15 protein-coding genes and 3 tRNA genes are annotated in these 23,884 nt (G+C 70.0%); 7 read left to right on the top strand and 11 right to left on the bottom strand.

The genetic code is table 11. The annotated features are described in order from the left end of the window. The first annotated feature begins 306 nt into the window (after positions 1 to 306). Positions 307 to 663, top strand: coding sequence for a hypothetical protein (locus ABD848_RS13915; RefSeq protein WP_344971795.1), 357 nt, complete (start codon positions 307 to 309; stop codon positions 661 to 663). Beyond that, on the top strand, positions 650 to 1,621 hold the full coding sequence (locus ABD848_RS13910; protein WP_344971793.1) for a universal stress protein: 972 nt from the start codon (positions 650 to 652) through the stop codon (positions 1,619 to 1,621). Before ABD848_RS13915 ends, ABD848_RS13910 begins: the two co-directional genes overlap by 14 nt. 33 nt (positions 1,622 to 1,654) lie before the next feature. Here ABD848_RS13910 and ABD848_RS13905 read toward each other — a convergent pair whose 3' ends face one another. From ABD848_RS13905 to ABD848_RS13895, 3 genes are all read right to left on the bottom strand, one after another. Next, positions 1,655 to 3,379: a sensor histidine kinase gene (locus ABD848_RS13905; RefSeq protein ID WP_344971791.1), complete on the bottom strand. Its 1,725-nt coding sequence runs from the start codon at positions 3,377 to 3,379 to the stop codon at positions 1,655 to 1,657. A gap of 608 nt (positions 3,380 to 3,987) precedes the next feature. Then, positions 3,988 to 4,254, bottom strand: coding sequence for a hypothetical protein (locus ABD848_RS13900; RefSeq protein ID WP_344971789.1), 267 nt, complete (start codon positions 4,252 to 4,254; stop codon positions 3,988 to 3,990). Positions 4,255 to 4,485: 231 nt separating this feature from the next. Next, positions 4,486 to 5,157 (bottom strand): response regulator transcription factor, encoded by a 672-nt coding sequence (locus ABD848_RS13895; RefSeq protein WP_344971787.1) that lies wholly within the window; start codon positions 5,155 to 5,157, stop codon positions 4,486 to 4,488. Between the two features lie 787 nt (positions 5,158 to 5,944). Between ABD848_RS13895 and ABD848_RS13890 the strand changes: the two genes are divergently transcribed. Both ABD848_RS13890 and ABD848_RS13885 read left to right on the top strand, forming a co-directional pair. Then, positions 5,945 to 6,358, top strand: a complete 414-nt coding sequence (locus ABD848_RS13890) for an OsmC family protein (RefSeq protein WP_344971785.1) — start codon at positions 5,945 to 5,947, stop codon at positions 6,356 to 6,358. 36 nt (positions 6,359 to 6,394) lie between these two features. Beyond that, positions 6,395 to 9,088 carry a bifunctional acetate--CoA ligase family protein/GNAT family N-acetyltransferase gene (locus tag ABD848_RS13885; protein WP_344971783.1) on the top strand — a complete coding sequence of 898 codons (2,694 nt, stop codon included), beginning with the start codon at positions 6,395 to 6,397 and terminating at the stop codon, positions 9,086 to 9,088. 459 nt (positions 9,089 to 9,547) lie between these two features. On the opposite strand, the gene ABD848_RS13880 is transcribed toward ABD848_RS13885, so the two are convergent. The 4 genes from ABD848_RS13880 to ABD848_RS13865 form a co-directional block, all read right to left on the bottom strand. After that, complete coding sequence (locus ABD848_RS13880; protein ID WP_344971781.1) at positions 9,548 to 12,283, bottom strand: cation-translocating P-type ATPase; 2,736 nt, start codon at positions 12,281 to 12,283, stop codon at positions 9,548 to 9,550. 591 nt (positions 12,284 to 12,874) lie between these two features. Beyond that, a tRNA-Val gene (locus ABD848_RS13875) sits at positions 12,875 to 12,949 on the bottom strand. A 31-nt stretch (positions 12,950 to 12,980) separates the two neighbouring features. Continuing rightward, positions 12,981 to 13,051, bottom strand: a tRNA-Cys gene (locus tag ABD848_RS13870). A gap of 38 nt (positions 13,052 to 13,089) precedes the next feature. After that, positions 13,090 to 13,161 (bottom strand) — tRNA-Gly (locus ABD848_RS13865). Between the two features lie 295 nt (positions 13,162 to 13,456). On the opposite strand from ABD848_RS13865, the gene ABD848_RS13860 reads away from it, so the two are divergent. After that, the gene (locus tag ABD848_RS13860; RefSeq protein ID WP_344971779.1) at positions 13,457 to 14,701 is read left to right on the top strand and encodes a molybdopterin molybdotransferase MoeA; all 1,245 of its coding nucleotides are present in this window, start codon (positions 13,457 to 13,459) and stop codon (positions 14,699 to 14,701) included. Positions 14,702 to 14,856: 155 nt separating this feature from the next. Here the strand turns inward: ABD848_RS13860 and ABD848_RS13855 are convergent, their stop codons facing one another. Next, the gene (locus ABD848_RS13855) at positions 14,857 to 16,401 is read right to left on the bottom strand and encodes an MFS transporter (protein WP_344971777.1); all 1,545 of its coding nucleotides are present in this window, start codon (positions 16,399 to 16,401) and stop codon (positions 14,857 to 14,859) included. Positions 16,402 to 16,529: 128 nt separating this feature from the next. Between ABD848_RS13855 and ABD848_RS13850 the strand changes: the two genes are divergently transcribed. Continuing rightward, a complete protein-coding gene (locus ABD848_RS13850) occupies positions 16,530 to 17,114 on the top strand; it encodes a TetR/AcrR family transcriptional regulator (RefSeq protein WP_344971830.1) in 585 nt (194 codons plus the stop codon). A 114-nt stretch (positions 17,115 to 17,228) separates the two neighbouring features. Here ABD848_RS13850 and ABD848_RS13845 read toward each other — a convergent pair whose 3' ends face one another. The 3 genes from ABD848_RS13845 to ABD848_RS13835 all read right to left on the bottom strand — a co-directional run bounded on the left by ABD848_RS13845 (position 17,229) and on the right by ABD848_RS13835 (position 23,010). After that, on the bottom strand, positions 17,229 to 17,753 hold the full coding sequence (locus tag ABD848_RS13845) for a gluconokinase (protein WP_344971775.1): 525 nt from the start codon (positions 17,751 to 17,753) through the stop codon (positions 17,229 to 17,231). Between the two features lie 847 nt (positions 17,754 to 18,600). Further along, complete coding sequence (locus ABD848_RS13840; protein WP_344971773.1) at positions 18,601 to 21,639, bottom strand: alpha-mannosidase; 3,039 nt, start codon at positions 21,637 to 21,639, stop codon at positions 18,601 to 18,603. Positions 21,640 to 21,834: 195 nt separating this feature from the next. Next, positions 21,835 to 23,010, bottom strand: a complete 1,176-nt coding sequence (locus tag ABD848_RS13835; RefSeq protein ID WP_344971771.1) for an acyl-CoA dehydrogenase family protein — start codon at positions 23,008 to 23,010, stop codon at positions 21,835 to 21,837. A 198-nt stretch (positions 23,011 to 23,208) separates the two neighbouring features. Here ABD848_RS13835 and ABD848_RS13830 point away from each other — a divergent pair, with 198 nt between their 5' ends. Continuing rightward, a complete protein-coding gene (locus ABD848_RS13830; RefSeq protein WP_344971769.1) occupies positions 23,209 to 23,847 on the top strand; it encodes a TetR/AcrR family transcriptional regulator in 639 nt (212 codons plus the stop codon). Positions 23,848 to 23,884: the final 37 nt, after the last annotated feature.

Below are 23,884 nucleotides of genomic sequence, written 5' to 3'. Positions count from 1 at the left end.
TCCGTGCTGGTCATACTGCTCTTTCCGGCGCATCGTCACGAGTGGGGCACATGTGAGGCCAGGGGCGTTCGGGGCCGGTGGCCGGGCCGGAGGTCCCCCGTCACGCGCAGGCGGTCGGGACGTAGGACACGCGACCGCGGGAACGACGGCGCTAACGCAGGGTGAGCGCAGTGTCGAGACTGATGCCGTCAGCACGGGAACGAACAGACCAGTGCATCCGGAGGAGGCGTACATGGGTCCCCCGACACTGTTGCGCGTATAGCGGTCTGCCATCTGAACGGAGCCGACGGAGCGGTCGCCGCGCACGTGCAGGACCGTCCCGCCTCCCTGCGCTATTACACCTCCGAGCCCTTGGACGACGTCGTCGCCGTTGTCCAAGTCGTCGCGGTTCCGGACTACGGAGGCCTGATCTGGGGTGAGGTCTGCGCCGATATCCCGACCGGCCGCGTGCAGGTCCGTGCCGAGGCCGACAGCGTCTTCGCGGCTACGGACAAGGGTCCGCGAGCGATTGTGCCTGCGCTTGGCCGAGCACTCAGCGGCCGGCAGGAGCACAAGCGCCGGCGATGGTGGCGCTGGTTGCTTTCCCGTCGCGACCGGGGGCTCGCCGCTCCGAGCGAGACCGAACCGTTTCGGAGGAGAGGACGACTCCATGAACGGCACTGACAGCGTCCGCGGCGGCGGGCCGGCCGAGGAACGCGACCACACGAACCAGATCGTCGTCGGCATCGACGGCTCGCCCTCCAGCCGCGCTGCGCTGGATTGCGCGGCCCGCCAGGCCGCGGGCCGCGGCCTGGGACTGCTGCTCCTGCACGCCCCAAGCATGCCCGTCTTCGCCGCCCCATTCGGCCACCCGGTGCCAGCCACGCCGTCGCCCGATGTCGTCGATCGGGCCGAGCGCCTGCTGCGGCAGGCCGTCGACCACGTTGCCCGAACGCACACCGACCTGAGCGTGCAGACCAGCGTCTCCTCCCTGGGGCCGGAACCGGCGCTGCTCGCGGCGGCGCGTACCGCATCGATAGTGGTCGTGGGTGCGCGCGGCATGGGCGGCTTCACCTCGGCGCTGCTGGGGTCGGTGAGCATCCGCCTCAGCGCCCACGCCGCCTGTCCTGTGGCCGTGGTCCCCGAGCCCGCGCCAGAGGCGGACAGCGGGGATCGAACCCCCGTGCGCCGCGGATGTGTTGTAGTGGGCTTGGACGGTTCCTACGGCTCTGAAGAGGCGCTGCGCTATGCCTTCGAGGAGGCCGCCCGGACGGGCGCCGAACTCGTGGCGGTGCACGCCTGGAGGGTCCCCGCGCCGCTCGATACCACGGCGTTCACGGCTTATGTCGCTGCCGTCGACCACGAGTACCTCGTCATGCGTGCCGACAAGTACGTCCGCGAACTGGTGGAGGAGGTGCGCTCGGAGGACACCGCCAAGGTCTCTGTGCGGATCACGGTGGTCGAGGACCAGCCTGCCCATGCACTGCTGGCCGAGGCCGCAGGCGCTGACCTCGTTGTGGTGGGGTCGCGAGGGCGCGGCGGCTTCACCGGGCTGCTGCTGGGGTCGGTGAGTCAGACAGTGCTGCACCACGCCCCAGTGCCGGTCGTCGTGGTCCGGGACCGTTTCCACAGCGCCCGCTGACCGGCGCTCCTCACCAGGCGGCGCGGTGAGCCCTCAGCCGAGAGCCTCCTCCTCGATGGGGGCGTGCCAGCGCAGCCGGGTGCCGCCGCCGGGACGCCGACTCGCCTCGAACGCGCCGCCGCACTGCTCGGCGCGTTCGGCGAGGTTGGCCAGCCCGCTGCGGCGGCCATCCTCGGGCAGGCCGACCCCATTGTCCTCGACCTCCACGCTGATGCCGTCGTCGACGAGGACCCGGATCTCCACACGCGAAGCGCCGGCGTGGCGGGCGATGTTGGACAGCGCCTCGCCCAGCACCGCGAGCACGTGCTCGCCCACGTCGTCGGGCACCCGGCTGTCGATGGGGCCCTCCAGCCGCAGATTGGCCGAGAACCCCAGCGGCTCGCTTGCGGCGTTGACCACGTCCAGGATCTGGTTACGCAGCCAGCGCCGCTCCTCGCCCACATGTTGCAGCGCGAAGATGGTCGAGCGGGTTTGGCGGATCGTGTCATCCAGGTCGTCCACGGCCTGCTGCACCCGTTGGGCCGGCTCGGGGTTGTCGATACGGCGGATACAGCCCATTAGCGACATCGCGATGGCGAACATCCGCTGGATGATCACATCGTGCAGGTCCCTGGCGATGCGGTCGCGGTCCTCCAGGATGCTCAGCCGCTCGGCGTCGCTGCGCGCCTCGGCCAACTCCAGGGCCACCGCCGCGTGGCCGACGAAGGTGTGCAGCATGCGCACGGTACTCGGGAGGAACATCGCTGCACCCTCGTTGCGCCCCAGCATCAGCACGCCCCGGGCGTTCTCCCCCGATCCCAGCGGTACCAGCAGCGTCGGCCCCAGGCCCAGCCCTTCCAGCAGCGGCGCGGGATCGTCCTTGGCTCGGCTGAGGTCGATGCTGATCGGCGCATCGCTGCGGAAGGCCCGTCCCGTGAGGGTCCCCTCGATGTCTGCGACGCGTCCGTGGAGGGGGGAAGCGGTTGGGCCGTCGGCGACTCGAACGGTCAGATGCTCGCCGGTCTGGTCGGATGCGGCGATGGCCACCAAGTCGGCATCGGACATGCTGCGGGCCCGCTGCGCGACCAGGTGCAGCACCTCGTCGAGGGCGGCCCCGGTCAGCAATCGGGCGGTGATCTCGTCGGAGGCCGCCAGCCAGGTCTCGCGACGCCGGGTCTCCTCGTACAGGCGGGCGTTCTCGATGGCCACACCCGCCGCTGTGGCCAACGCGATCACGATGGCCTCGTCGTCCTCGTCGAAGTCGGCCCTTCCGGCCTTCTCGGTGAGGTAGAGGTTGCCGAAGACCTCGTCGCGCACCCGGATCGGAACGCCGAGGAAACCGTGCATGGGCGGATGGCCGGCGGGGAAGCCGTGGGACTCGGGATGGCCGGCCAGGTCCCGCAGCCGCAGCGGCCGGGGGTCCTTGATGAGGAGGCCGAGGAGGCCGTGGCCTTCGGGCCAGTGCTCGATAGCGGCGATCTGTTCCTCGTCCAGCCCCACGGGGATGAACCGCTCCAGCTCGCCATCGTCGCTGACGACGCCCAACGCGCCGTAGCGTGCGTCGACCAGGTCCATCGCAGCCTCGACGATGCGGCGCAGCAGGGTCTCTAGTTCTAGGCCAGTGCCGATCATCACGACCGCGTTAAGCAGGGAGTGCACACGGTCGCGGGCGAGCATGACGGCGCTGAGGCGACTTTGCAGTTCCGCGAGAAGTTGGTCGAGCTGCATCTGTGGGATAAGCATCCGCGTGTGCTCGGTCTCAGAATTCTCGCCGGACATGCTCTACCTCCGAGCCACACTGGTGGCGGGATGCGGGACGGCACTCTAGCAGCGCCTTTAGCGCGATTCTAAAGGGAACCCGCTTTCCCAAAACGGCGGCTAACCCTTCCGGCGGCAGCGGTTTCGAGGTGCTGGTCCGGTGCCGCCGGCACGCGGGGTCCGCGACGCCGACAACGAGCCAAAGGATATCGCCCTACGCGACGCGGCCGGTCCCGAACCAGCCATCCAGCCCCAGACACCTCGTCCGTACACTCCGCGGCGTGAATCCCTACTCGAAGGCGTAGCCGCCATCTCAGCGGGACGCCGGAGGCCCGGCAAGGCGGGGAATCGTGCGGGCGATGTTCGCCGCTGTGTGGCGCTGCTCCGGGGCGGCTCCCCGACGGGAAAGGTGGGCGGCGCCGCCGACCACCGGCACCGTCGGCGTCCTCGGTTGCGTCGACCAGCACCCAAGCCGGATGTCCAGCGGTCAAGACCTCCTCCACCGCGACCTGCGGGTAGCGCTCCCGGTAGCCGACCAAGGACTCCGACTGCAAGCGGCGAGCCTCCTCCTTGGCGAGTGCCTCCTTGATGGATTCGGAGTCGTAGTGCGTCGAGACCTCCAGCCGAACTCAAACGCCCCTGGAACGCCTCTGGGAGAAGTGACCGTGTGCGGTAGCGGCGCGCACCTCGGTACCGCGTTCAGCAGCGGCGGCGAAGGCCCACGCCGCCGCTAACCGCGCCGAGGCCGATCCGTCGAGCCCCGACGACGATCCGCCCCGCCGGCGGTTTGGGGCGCGGTCGGGCACAACGACCACTGGGCAGCGGTCCGTGACGGCTAGCTCCATCCCGGTCGAGTCCAACAGCACCGCGCTGAGTCGGCGCTGGCCGCGCAGCACTGTCTCCTCGGCGGCCCGGTCGAGGGCGCGCAGACTCTCCGCTGTTTCCGTTTACCGCAGCCAGTACCGGCGCGCCTGCCCTTTCGCTCATTGCGGCCTCCAACCGACACCTGGAGTTGTTGGAGCCGCCGCTAGATAGCCCGTGCATGGCCGGGTAAGGACTAAAGGGACGCGGCCGGGGCTTGCGATCCTAGGGGAGGGGGACTTTCGGCGCGGTGGGCGCCCGGGGCCTCAGTCGGAGCTGCGGCGGGACGCCTGTGACTTCATCTGGGCGGCGTAAGCGGCTGCCTGGGTGCGGCGCTGCATGTCCAGCTTCGACAGCACGCTGGAGACGTAGTTCTTCACGGTCTTCTCGGCCAGGAAGATGCGCTCGCCGATCTGACGGTTGGTCAGCCCCTCGCCGATCAGCTCGAAGATGCGCCGCTCCTGGTCCGATAGCGCGGCCAGCGGGTCCGTGCGCTCAGCCTCCTCGCGCATGCGGCGCATCATCCGCGCCGTGCTGCGCGGGTCCAGCAGCGACTCGCCGGAGGCGACCGTACGGATGGCACTCACCAGGTCCGAGCCGTGGATCTGCTTGAGCACGTAGCCCGAGGCGCCGGCCATCACCGAGTCGTAGAGCGCGTCGTCGTCGGCGTAGGAGGTCAGCATGAGGCAGGCCAGATCGGGCAGGCGTGAGCGGACCTCGCGGCAGACCTCAACGCCGCTGCCGTCGGGCAGCCGGACGTCGAGTAACGCCACCTGGGGTCTGACCGCGGGGATGCGCGCGATGGCCTCGCCCGCACCAGCGGCCTCGCCCACCACCTCGATGTCGGATTCGTCGTTGAGCAGTGCGCCGACACCGCGACGCACCACGTCATGGTCGTCGACGAGGAACACCCGGATAGAGTCGTCGTTATTGGCCATAGCAGGTCACCTCACTCCGCTGCGGCGTTACCGTCGCCAGGCCACCGCGCAACCCAGGATTTGCCGCGCCGGTGACGGCACAAGTGTGGCATTTTCCGATTGTTTTTACCCGCTCCGAGGGGTGCCGGCACCTCGACCGCAGAAGCCTCCGAAAGTGGCTCCGACCAGGGCGGATTCCGTGATCGTCACAGCGGGGAGACGCAGAACGCGGGAAAACAGAGTCGGAGATCTCGAGCACACTGACATTCGGCGTCCGCCCGTCCGGTCATAGGCCAGAGCTTCGCCCGGCGCCGGCCGCGCGCTCTCCCATACGTCGCCGCCCGACTCCTGTCCTTTGGTGAAGACTCTGCCCAACTGGGAGAAAGCGCCCTGACGGGACGACCGCGCCGCGACGACGTTCGTGATTAGGCACCCGCCGCTGCCAGGCCGCGGCCGGACGGAACCTGTGCCCGCCAGCCGCACGACCCACCGTCGCCAGGACGAGACCTCCGCGCTCCGCGGCGGCGCACCGACACCACCAGCGGGTTCTCTTCGCTGTCCCCCGGGCCACTGCCTGCGGGCCTTCGGGCCGCGGCCGAACCGGCCGCTCCGAACGTGGCCTTAGTCCTGGCTGTCGAGGACCAAGCGCGCCGTCACCGGAGCTCTGTACACGCCACTGTGGAAGGTGAGGTGGCCCCGCCGACGGCGCTGCTCAGGACCGCACGGCGGCAGCCCGTGCCGCCTCCGCCGGGCCGACACGTCAGCCGATTCCCGCCCTCTGGAGGGCGGGGGAGACGAGGAGACCACCATGACCACAATCGCCGTGACGCACTGCGGCGGAGACGCGTTCACCGCCGCCGTCCGTGGGCACCACATCAGGCTCGACCAGCCGCTCGCAGAAGGTGGAGAGGACACCGGACCCACCCCCGTCGAGGTCTTCGTTGCCGCCCTCGCCGGCTGCGTCGCCCACTATGCCCACCGCTACCTCGCCCGCCACCACCTGGACCGCAACGGGCTCACTGTCGAGGCCGACTACGGCATGAGCCCCCGGCCGCCCGCCCGCGTCGAGCACGTCCGCCTGCGCGTCGAAGTTCCTGGGGAGCTGACGGCGTCCCAGCACAGGGCCCTGCTCGCCGTTGTGGACCACTGCACCGTGCACACATCCTTGCGACAGCCTCCTGAGGTCCGGATCGACCTCGAAACCAAGGCACCGGTCCGCTGATACCGGCGCACGCCCCACCCAGGAAAGGCCACAGCCATGACCGAACTGCTCGCACCGCCCCCGGCCCACGCATTGCTCGCCGACGGCACCCAGATCACGATCCGTCCCCTGCGCGCTGAGGACACCGACGCGGTCCAGCGTATGCACGAGCGGATGTCCCCCGAGAACCTCTATTTTCGCTTCTTCGGCTTCAACCACGACATCGCCGAGCGGATCGCCGCCGAACTCTGCCGCGGCCCCGGCCCCGACCATACCGCTCTGGGTGCGTGGCTTGCCGGCGACCTCGTCGGCGTCGCCGGCCTAGAGCCCGCGCAGGAGGCAGGGGCGTGTGAGGTCTCGGTGGCCGTGGCCGATCACATGCACAACCGGGGGGTGGGCACCCTGCTGCTGGAGCACTTGGCCTCGGCCGCGCGCGACCGCGGCGTACGCGCGTTCCGGGCCGACGTCCTGGTGCACAACACCGCGATGCTGGAGGTTTTCGCCGATGCCGGACTAAAGGTGCAGCGCCAAACGACCGGGACAGTGACGGAGCTGACCATCCCGCTCGACGCCGACGACCGCTACCTCGACGCGGTGGCCGAGCGCGAGCGCACCGCCAACGTGGCGAGCCTGACCGGCCTACTGCGCCCCGCCTCGGTAGCGGTGGTCGGCGCCGGCCGCAAGCGCGGCTCCGTCGGTAACGCGATCCTGCGCAACATCGTCTCCGCTGGCTACACCGGCCGGCTCTACGCGGTAAACCCGCACGCCCGCGGCACTGTCGCCGAGGTACCGGCGGTTGGCTCGGTCGCCCAGCTCCCCGAACCGCCCGACCTCGCGGTCATCGCCCTCCCCGCCCCCGCCGTGGCCGCGGCGGCCGTCGAGTGTGGGCGCCGCGGCGCCAAGGCGCTGGTAGTTGTCACCTCCGGACTCGATGCCGATACGAGCCGCGCGCTGACGTCTGCCTGCCACCGTTACGGCATGCGACTGGCCGGCCCCAACTGCCTGGGCATCGCCAACACCGAATCCAGCGTCGCCCTGGATGCCACATTCGCCGCCCACCATCCCCTGCCTGGCATGGCAGGGGTCGTCGTGCAGTCCGGCGGTGTCGGTATCGCCCTGGTCGACCACCTCTCCCGGCTGGGCGTGGGCATCTCCACCTTCGCCTCAGTGGGCGACAAGTACGACGTCAGCGGCAACGACATGGCCCTGTGGTGGGAGGCCGACCCCCGCACCCAATTGGGCATCGTCTACTTGGAGTCCTTCGGTAACCCCCGCAAGTTCTCCCGCACCGCCCGCCGTGTCGCCCGTACTACCCCGCTGCTGACTGTGATGGCGGGCCGCTCGGCCGCGGGACGGCGCGCCGCGGCCTCCCACACCGCGGCAGCAGCGACCCCGGCGGCCACCCAGGAGGCGCTGTTCCGCCAGGCGGGCGTCGTCGCCACGCACAACCTTGGCGAACTGCTCAGCGTGGCCACACTGCTGGCTTACCGGCTCATCCCAGACGGTCCGAACGTCGCAGTCGTCTCCAACGCCGGCGGGGCCGGGGTGCTCGCCGCCGACGCCTGTGCCGATGCCGGGCTGACCGTTCCCGAGCTGAGTGCGGATACCCGCGAGACGCTGGCGAGCCTGTTGCCCGTGGGGGCGACCGCCACCAACCCGGTCGACACCACCGCCGCCGTGGCGCCCCGCGTGTTCGAACGCGCCGTTTCCGCCGTGGCCGCCGACCCCGGCGTTGACTCCGTCCTCGCCGTCGCGGTGCCCACCGCCGCCGGGGAGCTGCCCACTGCCGTCGATTGGGCCGACGGCATCGCCGCGCACGGTAAGCCGCTGGCGGCCGTCCTGCTCGACCAGTCCGAGACGATCGCCGTACGTCGCGGCAGGGGTGGACAGGCAGTTCCCGCCTTCGCCTACCCCGAGGACGCGGTGCGGGCCCTGGCGCACGCCTGGCACTACCGGCACTGGCTCGACCGGCCCCAAGGGCGGGTGCCCGACCTAGCGGGCGTCGACGCCGACCACACGGCCACGATCATCCGCGGCTTCCTCACCGAAACCCCGGACGGAGGGTGGCTGCCTCCGGCGGCGACGATGGAGCTGCTCGCCGCTTACGGCGTTCCGATGGCCGCCTGGCGCTTCGCAGAGTCGGGGGTCCAGGCAGCCGCCGTAGCCGCCGAGCTGGGCGGACCCGTCGTGCTCAAGGCCGACGTCGCCGGTGTCGTGCACAAGGCGGCGTCGGGCGCGCTGGAGCTAGACGTGCCCGCCTCCCAGGCCGCCGAAGCCTACGCTCGGCTGGCGGGGCGCTTCGGGGCGCGCATGCGCGGTGCCCTCGTCCAGCCGATGGCGGAGTCGGGTGTGGAGGTGCTGTGTGGCGTGGTGCAGGAGCCCGTGTTCGGCCCGCTGGTCGTCTTCGGCGCCGGAGGCACAGCCACCGACGCCCTTGACGACCGCGCGGCCAGGCTGAGCCCGCTCACCGATGTCGACGCCGCCGAGCTGATCCGCGCGGTGCGCACCGCGCCCCTGCTGGTCGGCACGCCCGACCACGAGGGCCCGCCTCCGGTCGACGTCGACGCGCTGACCGACGTCCTGCTGCGCCTGTCTCGCCTAGCCGAGGACCATCCTGACGTGGTCGAGCTCGACCTCAACCCCGTCATCGCTCGCGCGGACGGCGTCGTCGCCGTCGACGCCCGCGTCCGTCTCCACCCCGAGCCCCGCTGGGACCCCCACCTCCGCAGCCTGCGAGCGTCGGGCGTATAAAAGTCCGCTGGGCCCATACCGAGCCGGTCGGCTCCCCGAACGACAGCTCTAACCTGCGATCTGGAGCTATCGGGAGTGTCCGCGGGGGAGCCGACCCCCTTCCCGCGACCTGCAAACCCTTACCAAGATCATGCTGTGTCCACAGCGAAACCCCTGGATTGACCAGGGGTTTCGCTGTGGACACCTTGTATCCGAGAAAGAGCCAGCCTCTGGTACACGCCTTCATCTTGTCCACGTCCTTCGAGCCGGACGGGCGGTGACTGGCCATGGGTTCTTCCGTAGCAACGCTTGGGACCTCCCCACGGCGATCGCTGCCGGTGAGCAATTTCAGGCCCCGGAGAAGACGGACACGTCACCGCCTCGGAGTCGGCTGATCAATGCACGGATGACGATGAGTGCTGTGCTCGCAGTGGTTTGCAAACCCTGGCCCTCGAACGGGTCGAGTCGGGAGCCGAAGCGTCAAGGGCGGGTCGACATGCGCGGTTCTCGCGCGCCTGGAGCTTCGCCGGCCGTGTCCGCTCGGCGCTGTGCCCCCATGCGTCGGGCGTCGGAGCGGCGCCAGAGCGCCTTGTCGATCTCCACGGCGCTATAGGCGGCGGCGCCTACGGCGAAGATCAGTGCCCAGGTGGTTAGCCCCACGGGAGCGGTGTGGAAGAGGGTGTTCATCACCGGTGTGTAGGTCAGCAGCCCTTGCAGCAGGGCCATCGCGGCGATTCCGGCGTAGACCCACAGGTTGCGGCCGGGGGCGCGCAGCCGCTCCAGGGACCGGCAGTTGAGTAGGTAGGCGGCCTCGACGGCGACGAAGACGTTGACCGCGGCGGTACGCGCCTCCTCGAGGGAAGCGCCTGCCCCAAGAGCGTAGTGGAAGACTCCGAAGGCTCCTATCACTAGGATGAGCGAGACGAGCACGAGCCGGCGCACCAGGTCGCGGGTGAGGATCGGCGCGCGGGGCGGTCGGGGCGGGCGCCGCATGATCCCGGAAGCCTTGGGCTCGAACGCCAGCGTGAGGCCGAGGAAGCCCGCGGTGGTCATATTAATCCATAGGATCTGCACCGGAAGGATCGGCAGAGCCGCACCCAGCGCGACGGCGGCCAGCACAACCAGGCCCTCGCCGAGGTTGGTAGGCAGTGTCCAGGCGAGGAAGCGGCGCAGGTTGTCGAACACGCCGCGGCCTTCCTCAACGGCGGCTTCGATGGTGGCGAAGTCGTCGTCGGCGAGCACCATGTCGGCGGCCTCCTTGGCGGCGTCGGTGCCGACGCGCCCCATGGCCACGCCGATGTCGGCTTGGCGCAGGGCGGGCGCGTCGTTGACGCCGTCGCCCGTCATCGCCACGACCTCGCTGCGGCGTTGCAACAGCCGCACTAGGCGCAGCTTTTGCTCCGGGGAGACGCGGGCGAAGACACTCGTCCCGGCGAGGGTGTCCTCGTCGGCGGCGTCGATCTCAGCTCCGGTGAGCATGGGACCCTCGATGCCGAACCGGTCGGCGACGGCACGTGCGGTGGCGCTGTGGTCGCCGGTGAGCATCCGCACGCTGATGCCGGCAGCGCGGCAGGCGGCCACCGCTTCGACGGCCTCGGGACGCGGCGGGTCGTGCAGCACCTGCAAGCCGAGCAGGGTGAGGCGGCCGGGGAGATCCTCGTCGCGGACGGGGCCTTCGTGGGCGGGGGTGAAGCGGGCGAACGCTAGGACACGCAACCCCTGCTGGGCCCACTTTTCGGCCGTGCTCCGCTCGTCTTCGGCGCTCAGCCGGTGCTCGCGCCCGTCGGGGCCAAGCCGGTTCGCGCACAGCGGCAGCACCCGCTCGGGCGCTCCTTTTACGTAACCGATCAGCCGGCCATCGGGGCGGCGGTGTGTGGTGGCCATCAGTTTGCGTTCGGAGGTGAAGGGGAGTGCGCCCACGCGGGGTGCGCGCGCCGCTTCCGCAGCCAGGTCCAGACCCTCGGCCTGCGCGGCGGTGAGTAGCGCGGTCTCGGTGGGGTCGCCGACCGCCCGCCGCTGCTCGCCCGGAGTGGCGAGTTCCGCGTCGTTGCACAGTACCCCGGCCAGCAGGCACTCGTGTACCGCGTGTCCACCGCCGTGCCTGGCCCCCTCGGACAGACGGCGAATGCCGGGCTCGCGTTCGGCGCCACCGGCCAGCACCCGGCTCACGGTCATCTCGTTGGCGGTGAGCGTGCCGGTCTTGTCGGTGCACACGACGGTTGTTCCGCCGAGGGTCTCGGCCGCGGTCAGGCTACGGACGATGGCGTTGCGTCGGGCCATCCGGACCGCACCGATCGCCAGGACGATGGTCACTGCGGCCGGAAGACCCTCGGGGATTGCGCCGACCGCCAGGGCGACCGCGGCGGTGAACATCTGGGCCGGCGCCTCGCCGTGGAGGGTGCCGAGCACGAAGGCGAGCACCGCCAGCGCGACGATGGCGATGGTCAGGCGGCGGCTGAAAACGCCGAGTTGACGGGTGAGTGGGGTCGGGTTGCGCTCGGCGGAGCCGATGAGCCGGTTGATCGCGCCGACCTGGGTGTCGCCGCCAGTGGCCACTACAATGCCGAATGCCGAGCCGCGAGTGGCGACTGTACCGGAGTAGGCCATGCTAGCGCGATCGGCGAGGACAGCTTCGGGAGCGACGGGGGCACAGGTTTTGGCGACCGGGACCGCTTCGCCGGTCAGCGCCGACTCGTCGACCTCCAAAGCGCTGGTGGAGGTCAGCCGCAGGTCGGCGGGCACCTTGTGGCCGGCCTGCACCACCACGAGGTCGCCGGGTACCAGGTCCTCGGCCGGGACCCGCCGCGCCACACCCTCGCGCACGGCTATGGCCTCCACGCGGACCATGTGCGCAAGCGCGTCGAGCGCGCGCCGCGCCCGCGACTCCTGGATGTAGCCGATGGTCGCGTTGAGGAGCACGACCCCGGTGATAACACCAGAGTCCACGAGGTGGCCCATGACCAGGGTCACCGCTGCGGCGACCAGCAGCACGTAGACCAGCGGGCTGTGGAACTGCCGAAGCAGGCGCATGAACTGACCGGAGCCGTTGTCGCGGGGGAGTGCGTTGCTGCCGTGGGTGGCGAGGCGGTGCAGGGCCTCCTCGGAAGTTAGGCCCCGTTCGGTGTCGGTGGTGAGCTGGTGGGCCACTTCGGTCGCTGGCAGGGCGTGGGCGCGGGAGTGGATGAGGGTGCTGCCGGCTGTCTCGGAGACGGTCATGGTTCCAGGGTGGTGCGGGGGCGGGGTGGCTGGGGAGGGCCCTTTCGCCCTGTGGTTGGGGGTCCTCTGGCCGTCAGCGTTGCCGTAGCCGTGTCCTCGGGGCTATCGGAGGGGGAGGGCGCGGTCGCTGTCCGGGGGACTCGCCGTGGCCCTGCACCTCCAGCGATGACAGCGAGGACATGCTGCTAGGGGCATCGGGTCGCGTGCGGGGCGGTTGGTTGGTAAAACGCTGCGTCCCGGAGCATCGCGAACAGCATCTCGTACCCCGGCGTGCCAGGCGGAGCAGGGTTTGGTTGGGGCCCGGGATGATCCTGCGGGCGAAGTAGGCCCGCGAGGAGGGCTGGAACAGCCAGTGGCGGTGAGGAAGAATGCGCGGCTGAGCTGCTTATCGTCCTTCTTGGGGGAGTTCACCCCACCAGAAGTCGGTGCTGTCCCTCTCGGAGCCCGCTGATGAGCACTACCGCGATGGGGCTGCCCCACAGGGCGAACAGCCCTCACACGAAAGAAGGTCCCCCAGATATTTCCCACGGCGGGCTGAACTAGGCCAGAGAGAAATAATGAGAGACCAACAATCCTGAACTGTACTGCTGATGGTGGGCGATGCTGGGATTGAACCAGCGACCTCTACCGTGTCAAGGTAGCGCTCTCCCACTGAGCTAATCGCCCCGCGTTGATCGTTTACAGATCCTCGCCGGTGAGGTGGAGACGGGATTTGAACCCGTGTTGGCGGCTTTGCAGGCCGCTGCCTCGCCTCTCGGCCACTCCACCGGATTCACGCGGAAGAGACAGTGTCTTCCCGAACTCCGAGCGGACGACGGGATTCGAACCCGCGACCCTCACCTTGGCAAGGTGATGCTCTACCACTGAGCCACGTCCGCGTATCGTCCAGCCCAGCGCCTTGTGAGCCCGCGCTGTACGATGGGTAAAACTCTAGCGGAATCCGCGCACACAGCAAACCGAAGCCGGGCTTGTGACGTAGGTGCGCTTCCTCTCATCCGCGGTATGCCCGCTTCCCGCTCGCTGCGCGCTCTCCCGCCAACAGCCCGTTGTGCAGCGATGACGCTGTCGACACGGCCGGGGGGTCAGCGCAGCCGTGCCCTCTCTCGCCCCGTTGGACGGTTGTGAGAGCGATTCGGCCACCGGTTGCCGGCTGCGGACGGTAGAACAGAACACGTGCGAGTTCATCGGGACACCCCCAGGCCAGAGCGTGCGGCTACCGAGCGGCCCCAGCCCCCCGTAGCGTGGGAGCGGGCGCGTGGGGCCGCACGCGACCTCGCGCGCAGCGTCGGCTTTCCGCCGTGTCGCCACGAACCGTTACAGGATGCACTCGGCGCCACCCTCGCCGAGGACCTGGTGGCGGGCGTAGCGATCCCCTTCTACGACACTGCCGCCATGGACGGCTACGCCGTGGCCGGTCCAGCGCCCTGGACGGTTGTCGGGGAAGTGCCGGCCGGAGCCGCGCCAACGGCTGTAAGCGCGCTCCAGAGCGGCCAGGCGATGGAGATCGCCACGGGAGCGCCGGTTCCCGAGGGCACCGAAGCGGTGCTGCCCTACGAGGAAGCCGACCGGGACGGTGCCCATCTCGGCGGCACGGTGCGGGCCGGGCGCCACATCAGACGCACCGGGGAGGACACGGCCACGGGGGAGACGGTGCTGCCGGCGGGCTCCCCCGTCACGCCCGCTGTCCTTGGCCTTGCGGCCAGCCTCGCCCACGACACCCTGCCAGTGCTGCGTCCGCGGGTCACCGCCCTGGTGACCGGGGACGAGCTGATCCACTCCGGCGCCCCCGCCGCCGGCGCGGTGCGCGACGCGATCGGCCCCGTGCTGCCGGGGCTCGCCGGCTGGGCCGGCGCCGAGCTCAGCCACACTCACCATGTCGCCGACGACCGGGCGGCCACGGTGGCGGCGTTTCGGGCGGCGGCCGAGCAGCACAGCGCCTCGGTCATCGTCGCCTGCGGCGCTTCCTCGGTGGGGCGCGCCGACCACGTGCGGGCCGCCCTCACCGAGCTCGGGGCCACCGTGCTGGTCGAAGGGGTGGCCTGCCGTCCCGGCCACCCGCAGTTGTTAGCCCACCTGGGGGCCGGTGAGGCTGCCGGACCCATCGTCGTCGGCCTGCCGGGCAACCCCAACGCGGCCCTGGCCGCGGCCCTCACTCTGCTGGTTCCCGTGCTGGCCGGGCTGTCCGGGCGTGATGACCCTACGCGCGCCACGCCGTCCCGGTTGCCGTTGCGCGGTGAGGTCGCCGCGCATCCGCGCGATACCCGCCTGGTGGCGGTGGCTCTCGCCGGCGAGTGCGCCTACCCCGTGGGCCATGACCGTCCCGCCACGCTGCGCGGCGCTGCCATGGCCGACGCCCTGGCCGTGGTGCCGCCGGGCTGGTCGGAAGGCGAGGTCGAGCTGCTGCGCCTGCCCCACTAGGGCCTGTGTTGTGGGCCCGTCCGTCGCGAGCGGCATACGCTAGGGCGGGGGAACCGTCCCTCGCCCGGCACTGTGGCCACCCGGGCAGCGGCCCTCTCCGTAGGGCAGCCGATCCATAACACCGGCCCTAGCCGTGCACGCCCGATGGAGGGCTGTCACGTCTCCTCCTGGCCCCTGCGGCGCAGCATGATACCGGCGTGGACGGCGATGGCCACGATCAGGACCGTCGCGATCAGGCTCGCCATCTGAACACCATCGGTGAACGCGGCGCGTGCGGCGTTCAGCAGTGCCGCTGCTCCTTGCGGAGCCTCCTGGGCGGCGCTGACAGCCCCACCCAGCGTTTCACGGGCCTCGGCCATGGTTGAGGCCGCGACGCCGGGCACACTTTCCAGACCGGTGCGATACATCGCGGTGACCACACTGCCCAACAGCGCCACTCCCAGAGCCGCCCCCAGCTCGTAGGCGGTCTCCGAAACCGCCGAGGCCGCTCCCGCCCGCGAGGGCGGCGCGGCACTCATGATGGCGTCGTTGGTCAACGTGTCGGTGACGCCGGCTCCCATGCCGATCAGCCCGAACCCCACGCCCACGAACACGGCGCCATCCGTCATAGGCAGCGTCGTCAGCATCGCGTAGCCGGTGGCGGCCAGCGCCAGCCCGATGACGATGACCGTGCCCATGCGCAGCCGCCGCGCCAGGGCGACCGCGACGAAGTGCATCACCACCGCCATACTCAGGCCCGGCACCAGCAGCAGACCGGCCCGCATCGGGCTGATGCCCTGGACCAGTTGCAGATATTGGGTGAGGAAGAACAGAGAGGAGATGAGGGTGAACACCACCGTGAAGTTGGTGGCCACCCCCACGGCGAACTCGCGGATCGCGAACAGCTTCAGGTCGATCAGCGGGGTGGTCAATCGCAGTTGGCGCCGTACGAAGGCGTAGCCCACCCCCAGCCCAAGTGCCACGGCCAGGCCACCTGTCACTGAGGGGCCCTCGTCGGCCATGGTCTTGACCCCGTAGACCACCGCGAGCACCGCCAGCAGCGACAGCGCCGCGCTGGCCAGGTCGTAGCGCCCGGGGGAGGGGTTGCGCGACTCGCGCACCAGCAGCGGCGTCACGAGCAGCGCCACCGCTACCACTGGCACGTTGATCAAAAAGACCGAGCCCCAGTGGAACCGCTCCAGCAGCCAGCCGCCCACAATGGGCCCTAGCGCCGAACCGGCGGAGAACATCGAAGCCCACGTCGCGATCGCCATGAGCCGCTGGCGCGGATCGTGGAAGGTGTTGCGGATGAGGGACAGGGTGGAGGGCATCAACGTGGCACCGGCCACGCCCAGCAGCGCCCGCGCCGCGATGAGCACGCCGGCGGTGGGGGCGTAGGCGGCCACCAGCGAGGCGGCGCCAAACCCCGCGCATCCGATGAGCAAAAGCCGGCGACGGCCGATCCGGTCCCCCAGCGTGCCCATGGTGATCAGCAGCCCTGCCAGGACGAACGAGTAGACGTCGACGATCCATAGCAGTTGCGCACCGCTGGGAGCCAGATCCTCGCTGAGGAAGGGCACGGCGAAGCCCAGGACGGTCATGTCGATCGTGATCAGCAGCACCGGCAGCGTCAGCACGGCCAGGGCCGCCCATTCGCGCGCTCCGGCGGTGGCCGGAGAGCCGCGCCCCGAGCCCGCGGTCGCGCTGGCGGCGGTACTCATACATCCCCCGTTCCTTGTGCTTTGCCCTGACCCTTTCCCGATCGGCCGCACGAGCCCCGGGGCGGGGTACCTTACAAAAATTCTGTACCGTCCAGACGGTACTGGACCGTCTGGACGGTACAGTAGCAATCGTGAGTTCGACAACGCGCGACCGTATCCTTGACGCCCTCCAGCAGATCCTCATCGAGCGCGGCCCCTCGGCGGCGACGCTGGAAGCCGTAGCCACTGCTGCCGCCGTATCCAAAGGTGGGCTGCTTTACCACTTTCCGTCCAAAGCCGAGATGATGACGGCCCTGATCCGGCGTCTGGCCGAACGCGCCGAGGCGGAGTTCCGCCAGGCGCTGGAAGGGGACGAGGGAGTCACGCGGGTGTTTTTGCGGGTATCGCTGCCCCAGACCTCACAGGAGGCGGCGCTGTACTGGTCGATCATCGCTGCTCTGCGCGGCAACGAGGACATTTCGGCTGAGGCCCGCGAGATTGTTCACGGCATCTTCGCCCGGTGGTCCCACCTGCTCCACGAAGAGATCGGGGACCCGGTGCTGGCCGAGACCGTGCGCCTGGTCGGTGACGGTCTCTACCTCAGCGCACTCGCCGACCTGCCCCAACCCGATCCGGCCGTGCTGCGCGCGCTCACCGACCGCCTCACTGAGCAGGCCGCCGTCCCTGCCTCCTCCCGCGAGGCTGTACCGGCAGAAGAGCCCCGCCAGGGCTGAGCGCCCCGAAGCGGGAACCGCGGGTACCTACGCGCAGCCCCGTCCGCCACGTTCGGCCGCACCGCTTTCCGTGCAAGCGTGGTGGGGAAGGGAGCGCGGCACGGGCCCGTCGTGTCAGCTTCCCGCGGGATCACGCAGGTCCAGCGCCTGGCTCACCACCCGCACCCCTTCGGCGACGCTCGTCTCGATCGGTGCGGCCAGGTCGAGCGTCACCCCGTCCTCGTCGGGGGCCAGCGGCTCCAGGGTCGCCGCCTGGGACTCCAGCAACCCTCCGGGCATGAAGTGGTCGGTGCGCGAGCGCAACCGCTGCGCGATCAGCTCCACCGATCCGGCCAGGTGGACGAAGCGCACATCGGGCGCGCCTTGGCGCAGGATGTCCCGGTAGGCGCGCTTGAGCGCCGAACAGGCCATGATGGTGGCCTGCCCCCTGGCCTCGTGCTCGCCGATCCACGCGGCGAGCGATTCCAGCCACGGCCGCCGGTCGTCGTCGGTCAGCGCCACCCCGCTCGACATCTTCGCGATATTGGCTTGGGGGTGGAAGTGGTCGGCTTCGGCGAACGGCAGGTTCAGCCGCTCGGCCACCACCTCGGCCACTGTGGTCTTGCCACTGCCGGAGACCCCCATGAACACGAAATGCACGCTGCGATCCTTCCCGAGACGGCCGCGCCGCCCGGCGGCGACCGCGACGCTCTCGCCCAACAGTGCTACCAGTGTTACAGATGTCCCCCGCAGCCGCCCGCGCCGGTCACGCCAGGCGAGGTCAAGCGTGAGGTCGGCCGCTCGGGGGCTTTTGTGGGGGTGTCAAAGGGGCGGAGGTGGTGTCCGCTCGTGCCGTGATCGCTGCGCGATCTCGCCAGTCTGAGGGGTGCCGCCTGAGGCGCTGCGCGAGCTCGGTAGCCTCCGGCGGATGGGCCACACCTGGAAGGGGTGCTGTTCGCTCGTGCCTCGATCGCTGCGCGATCTCGCCAGCCTCAAGGGGACGCGGTGGCTGAGGCGACAGGAAACGACGCGGGTGGCCACGGGGCGAAAGAACGTCGCTCCAGCGTGGGATCTCGCCCTAACTCGGGATGGTGGTGCTGTAGCGGGGGGTACGGGACCGACACGGCCGTAGCGGCAGCCAGCGGACGCGCGAGGGTGGGCTACGGCAGAGCGATTTCTGCGGGGTGGGGGCGGCTCCTGCTTCGGGGAGGGCTCTGCTGACCGGCGGGTGGCGGGCTTTCGGGCTAGGGGAGGCAGGTGGGTGCGCCTCTCCCGGCGTGGTCGCCCGTGGCAGATGCCCCCAGAAGGTGTTGATCCGTAGCACCCACCCAGCCACAGCTCCCCCGCCGTGGTAGTTGCTTCATTTCAGCCGTAGCCCATCTGTCGTGGTACTCGCCCCACCTCAGCCACAGTCCGCCCCAGGCTGCTGAGATCGCGCAGCGCTCGAGGCAGGAGCGAACGGAGAACACCGCCCACGGCCCCACCCCAGCCGTTTGAAAACCAGAACCTAGCTCCGTTGTCGGGCAAAGCGCAGGGTCAGGATCTGGAAGGGGCGCAGGTCGCAGTGGAGCGCCGCGCCGTCGCGCCGGAGGTGGGCAGCCGCAGCGAGGGAGTCCTCCAGCAAATCCACCGTCCACACGTCGCTGACGTCGAAACCGGCCCGTACCTCGGTGCTGGCGCGGTCGCCGTGGGCCTCGTAGAGGCGCACCACGACGTCGCCCGAGCGGTCGTCGGCGAGCTTGACCGACTCCACCACCACGCCCGGCGCGTCCACCGTCACCAGTGGCGGCACCGGCGTGTCGCCCGCCACGCGGCGCGCGGGCAAGTTGATCCGGTAGCCCTCGCGGATGGCGTCGGCGATGCCGGCGCCGGGCACGAGGCTGTAGCTGAAGGCGTGTCGACCCTGGTCGGTCTCAGGGTCGGGGAAGCGCGGCGCCCGCAGCAGCGACAGCCGCACCGTCGTGGTGGTGCCGCCGTCGTCGCGCACGTCACGGGTCACGTCGTGGCCGTAGGTCTCGGCGTTGACCAGGGCGTGGCCGTAGTGGGGTTCGCTCACCCGGACCCAGCGGTGGGCGCACGTCTCGAACTTCGCCGCGTCCCAGGAGGTGTTGGTGTGGGTGGGCCGGTGCACGTGTCCGAACTGCGTTTCCGAAGCGGCGGTGCCGGCGCGCACGTCCAGCGGGAAGGCCGCCTTGAGGAAGCTTTCGCGCTCGCGCCAGTCGACGTCGGCCGTCATATCCAGCCGGTGCGCGCCCGGGCGCAGCGTCACCGTCTGCCGCACGGTCGAGTCGCCAAAACGGCGCCGCACGGTCACCGCTGCCGCCCGCCCCTCCGGGAGCACTGTGACCGGCTCCTCGGTTTCGACCAGGTCGCTGACCCGGTTGCGGTAGAAGGAGTCGACGTCCCAGGCGTCCCAGGCGTTGGGCAAGTCGGGGTGGAGTTGCAGCAGGTTGGCGGCGGCTCCCGGCGCGATCGCCTCACGCCCGCTGGCCAGGTCCAGCACCGAGGTTACGAGGCCGCGCGGGTCCACACTGACGCGTAGCAGGCCGTTGTCCAGCACGTGGCCGCCGGAGGTGGTGCTCACCGTCACTTCGCCCTCCTCGGTAGGGAAGGCGGGGGCGGCGCCCAGCGCGGGGACACCGTCACGGGCGTGGGGGGCGGCGTTGAACTCGATGTGCTGGCCGGTGGTGGCGTCGCCGGCCAGCGCCTGCTGGGCGGTGTCGATGATCTCGGTGAGTTCGGCACCGATCTCGGCGTAGGTTTGGGCGGCCTGCCGGTGGACCCAGGCGATCGAGGTGCCGGGCAGGATGTCGTGGAACTGGTGGAGTAGGACCCGTTTCCACAGGCGGTCAAGCTGCTCGTAGGGGTAGGGCGCGCCGATACGCACGGTGGCCGTGGCCGCCCACAGTTCCGCCTCGCGCAGCAGGTGTTCGCTGCGCCGATTGCCCCGCTTGGTGGCGGCTTGGCTGGTGTAGGTGCCGCGGTGCAGTTCGAGGTACAGCTCGCCCTCCCAGACGGGAGCGTCTGGGTATTCCGCGGCTGCCCGGGCGAAGAACTCCGCCGGCCGTTCCAGGCGCACGCGCGGCGCTCCCTCCAGGTCGGCCATGCGTTCGGCGCGGGCCAGCATTTCCCGGGTGGGGCCGCCGCCACCGTCGCCGTGGCCGAAGGGCACCAGCGACCAGCGAGCGCGCCCCTTCTCGCGGAAGTTGCGCTGGGCGTGGCCCAGCTCGCCAGGGCTCAGTTCACAGTTGTAGGTGTCGACCGGGGGGAAGTGGGTGAAGACGCGGCTGCCGTCGATGCCCTCCCACCAGAACGTGTGGTGTGGGAAGGGGTTGTGCTGGTTCCACGAGATTTTTTGCGTCAAAAACCACGAGGCGCCCGAAAGCCGGATGAGTTGCGGCAGGGCAGCGGAGTAGCCAAAGGAGTCGGGCAGCCACACCTCAGGGGTGTCCACGCCGAACTCGTCGCGAAAGAAGCGCCTGCCATGGCTGAACTGGCGCGCCATCGCCTCACCGCCGGGCATGTTGGTGTCGGCTTCCACCCACATGCCCCCCACCGGAACGAACCGGCCCTCGGCGGCGCGCTCGCGCACCCGTGCGTAGACGTCGGGCCGATGATCGCGCAGCCACGCCAGTTGCTGGGCTTGCGACATCGCGAACACGAGGGTGGGGTCGTCGTCCATGAGGGAGGTAACGTTAGCGGTCGTGCGCGCTACCTTGCGCACCGTCTCGCGCAGCGGCCACAGCCACGCCGAGTCGATATGGGCGTGGCCCACGGCCGAGACGCGGTGCGCGCTGGCGTGAGCGGGTGCGGCCAGCACCTCGGCCAGTTCGCCGCGGGCGGCCTCGGCGCTGCCGGCCACGTCGGCCAGGTCGAGCCGGTCCAGGCAGCGTTCGACGGCCCGCAGGATCTCCCAGCGGCGCGGGGTGTCGGGCGCCAGCTCGGCCATGACGCCGCCTAGCACCTCCAGGTCCATGGCCAGATGCCACACGGTGCGGTCGAAGATCGCCAGGTCGAGGCGGCGCAGCGTGTAGAGGGGGTGTTCGCCGGCGGTGCGGTCGTCGCCCAACGCGGTGGGGGTGAAGCCGTCGGGGCCCAGGATGAGGGGGTTGGCGGCGGCTTCGATGTAGCACTGGAATTCCTCGCCGCCGCGTGCGGTGTCGGCGACCGGTAGCCACTGGTTGCGCGGGTTGAGCCCTTTGATGACGGTGCCGTCGGGGCGGTGGGCGAGCCCTTCGGCGCAAAATCCCGGCCGTTCCGGGGCGAAGCCGAGATCGATGACGGCTTCTACGGTGCACCCTGCCCACTGCGGGGGCACGGTGCCCGATAGGCGCAGCCACGTCGTCGCCCAGGGCGGTCCCCACGGCTCGCCCACGCGGGCCGGGCGGTAGGGGGCGGCCAGGGCTGTCTCGACCGGCACCGGTTCGCCCGCGACGTCCCACCGTTCGATGGTGAGGGGGATCGAGGTCGGATAAATCGCGGTCCAGATCCGCTGTCCCAGGACCCGATCGAGGCGCTGTTCCACCAGTAGGCGGTCGTCGTGCACCGCACGCTCCGTAAAATCGTCGTTTCGGGTGCAGGTTTTCAGGGCGACGAGGTCCCGTCAAGACGCATGCGGGTGCCCCTGGCCGTCTAGACGGCCAGGGGCACCCGCACTGGTGACCCCACCGCGACCCACCGGTGCCCGGGGGCGAGTCCCCAACGTCCCCGCGCCCGTGCCTTCGCGGGGGAGCGCGGCTCCCTACTCCAGCGTCCGTCCCACGGTCACACGCCCCTTGAGCAGGTCACGGGCGATCGTGCGTCGCTGGATCTCGTCGGTGCCCTCGTAGATGCGCAGCAGCCGCAGCTCCCGGTACCAGCGTTCGATGGGCAGCTCGCGCGTGTAGCCCATCCCGCCGTGGATCTGCATGACCCGGTCGACGATCTGGTTGGCCTTCTCACCGCCGTACAGCTTGGCGATGGACTGGGCGTGGCGAGAGTCGGCGCCGTTGTCGACCTGCCAGGCGGCGTTGAGCACCAGCAGCCGCAGGGCCTCGATCTCGACCTGGGAGTCGGCGATCATCCATTGGATGGCCTGGCGTTCGCCGATGGGGGCGCCGAAGGTCTCGCGTGTGTTGGCGTACTCGATCGCCATGTTCAACAGCCGCTCGCATGCGCCCAGCGCGCGGGCCGGCAGCAGGTAGCGGCCACGGCCGATCCATTGCATGGCCAAAGCGAAGCCTTGGCCGACCTCGCCGAGCACGTTCTCTTCGGGCACGCGCACGTCCTCGAAGATCAGCGAGGCAGGGCCCCACTCACCCATGGTGTCGATGTGCTCGGAACGCCAGCCGGACTCGCGGTCGGCCAGGAAGCAGGTGACCCCGCCGTTGGCGCCCTTCTCCGGGTCGGTGACGGCGAAGACCATGGTGAAGTCGGCTTCCATGCCACGGGAAATGAAGGTCTTCTCGCCGTTGATGACCCACTCCGAGCCCTCCTTGTGGGCGCGGGTGCGGATGGCTTTGGCGTCGGAGCCCGCGCCGGGCTCGGTAATGGCGAAGCAGGACTTGCGCTCGCCGGCGATGGTGGGCAGCAGGTAGCGCTCCCGTTGCTCAGCGTTGGCGTAGTAGAGGATGTTGTCGGCGCTGCCGCCGAAGCTGAAGGGGACGAAGGAACGTCCCAGTTCGATCTCGATGAGTGCCGTAGTGACGGCGTCGAGGCCCATGCCGCCATACTCGGGGGGCGTCTGCACGCCCCAGAAGTCGGACTTCTTGGCCAACTGTTGCAGGTCGTGCAGTTCTTTGGAGGTCAGTCCCTGGGCCTCGCCGCGGCGCTCCCGGCGCAGCACCTCGGGTTCCAGCGGCATGATCTCTCGTTCGACAAAGGTTCGCACCCAGTCACGGATCTGGCGCTGCTCGTCACTGAGTGAAAAGTCGACCATCTACTTCTCCTTGCCAAGCCGCCTCGGGGGTCGCCGGACCGGCTGCGTGTACGGGCCCGTTGGGATCGCGCTACCCCGTTAAACTAACAGTGTTCGGTTTTGCAGGGTATGACGGCAGTGACCACTTGGCAAGAGCGATGGTCGTGGATGGGCGATGATGGGAGACGCTGCTGTCGCACAGGGGAGGGGAGTAGCTTCGTGGGTCGGCCCAAGACGCCGTTGTTGAGTCCAGAGGTGATCCGTTCGACCGCGTTGGCGCTGGTCGATCGCGACGGGCTCGAAGGACTGTCGATGCGCAAACTCGCCCAAGAGTTGGACGTGCGCGCCGCGTCGCTGTACAGCCACTACCGGACCAAAGAGGAGTTACTCACCGACATAGCCCAGGAGATGGCCGCCGGTATCGACGTCTCCGGATTCGAGGCCGGCGATTGGCGCCAGGGGATCAGGCTGTGGGCGCGCTCCTATTTTGCGGCGCTGTCGGCCCACCCGAACATGGTCCCGTTCATCGCCAGCGGCCCGGGACGCCGGGACGCGGCCCTGCGCATGGCCGATGCCGTCCACGGCGGATTGGTGGGGGCGGGGTGGCCCGCGCGGTTGGCCACCATGATCGGTGCCTCCACGAAGTATCTCGTGGTGGGGGCCGCGCTCCATTCGTTCTCCCGCGGCTTCGACGCCGACATCCGCGTCTACCGCGACCGCTACCCCAACCTCTCTCAAGCCCACCGGCTGGCCGAGCACGCCGCCGAGATCGACCACGACAGCTTTGAACTGGCGCTGACCGCCTTCTTGGACGGACTCAGCCACCTCTACGAGACCAGCGGGGAATCCGCCGGGTGACCGCGCTTAAGACGGGCGGGTACCCCCGCCCTAGCGC

This window comes from Salinactinospora qingdaonensis (genome assembly GCF_039539445.1).
GTDB classification, from domain to species: domain Bacteria; phylum Actinomycetota; class Actinomycetes; order Streptosporangiales; family Streptosporangiaceae; genus Salinactinospora; species Salinactinospora qingdaonensis.
The sequence above is the reverse complement of the archived record's forward strand: the minus strand, read 5'-3'. Positions and strand labels throughout refer to the sequence as shown.

Bases quoted from the DNA above. Each gene is read 5' to 3' on its own strand.
- ABD848_RS13910 (WP_344971793.1), top strand. From the start codon at position 650: ATGAACGGCACTGACAGCGTCCGCGGCGGCGGGCCGGCCGAGGAACGC.
- ABD848_RS13905 (WP_344971791.1), bottom strand. From the start codon at position 3,379: ATGTCCGGCGAGAATTCTGAGACCGAGCACACGCGGATGCTTATCCCA.
- ABD848_RS13895 (WP_344971787.1), bottom strand. From the start codon at position 5,157: ATGGCCAATAACGACGACTCTATCCGGGTGTTCCTCGTCGACGACCAT.
- ABD848_RS13890 (WP_344971785.1), top strand. From the start codon at position 5,945: ATGACCACAATCGCCGTGACGCACTGCGGCGGAGACGCGTTCACCGCC.
- ABD848_RS13885 (WP_344971783.1), top strand. From the start codon at position 6,395: ATGACCGAACTGCTCGCACCGCCCCCGGCCCACGCATTGCTCGCCGAC.
- ABD848_RS13880 (WP_344971781.1), bottom strand. From the start codon at position 12,283: ATGACCGTCTCCGAGACAGCCGGCAGCACCCTCATCCACTCCCGCGCC.
- ABD848_RS13855 (WP_344971777.1), bottom strand. From the start codon at position 16,401: ATGAGTACCGCCGCCAGCGCGACCGCGGGCTCGGGGCGCGGCTCTCCG.
- ABD848_RS13835 (WP_344971771.1), bottom strand. From the start codon at position 23,010: ATGGTCGACTTTTCACTCAGTGACGAGCAGCGCCAGATCCGTGACTGG.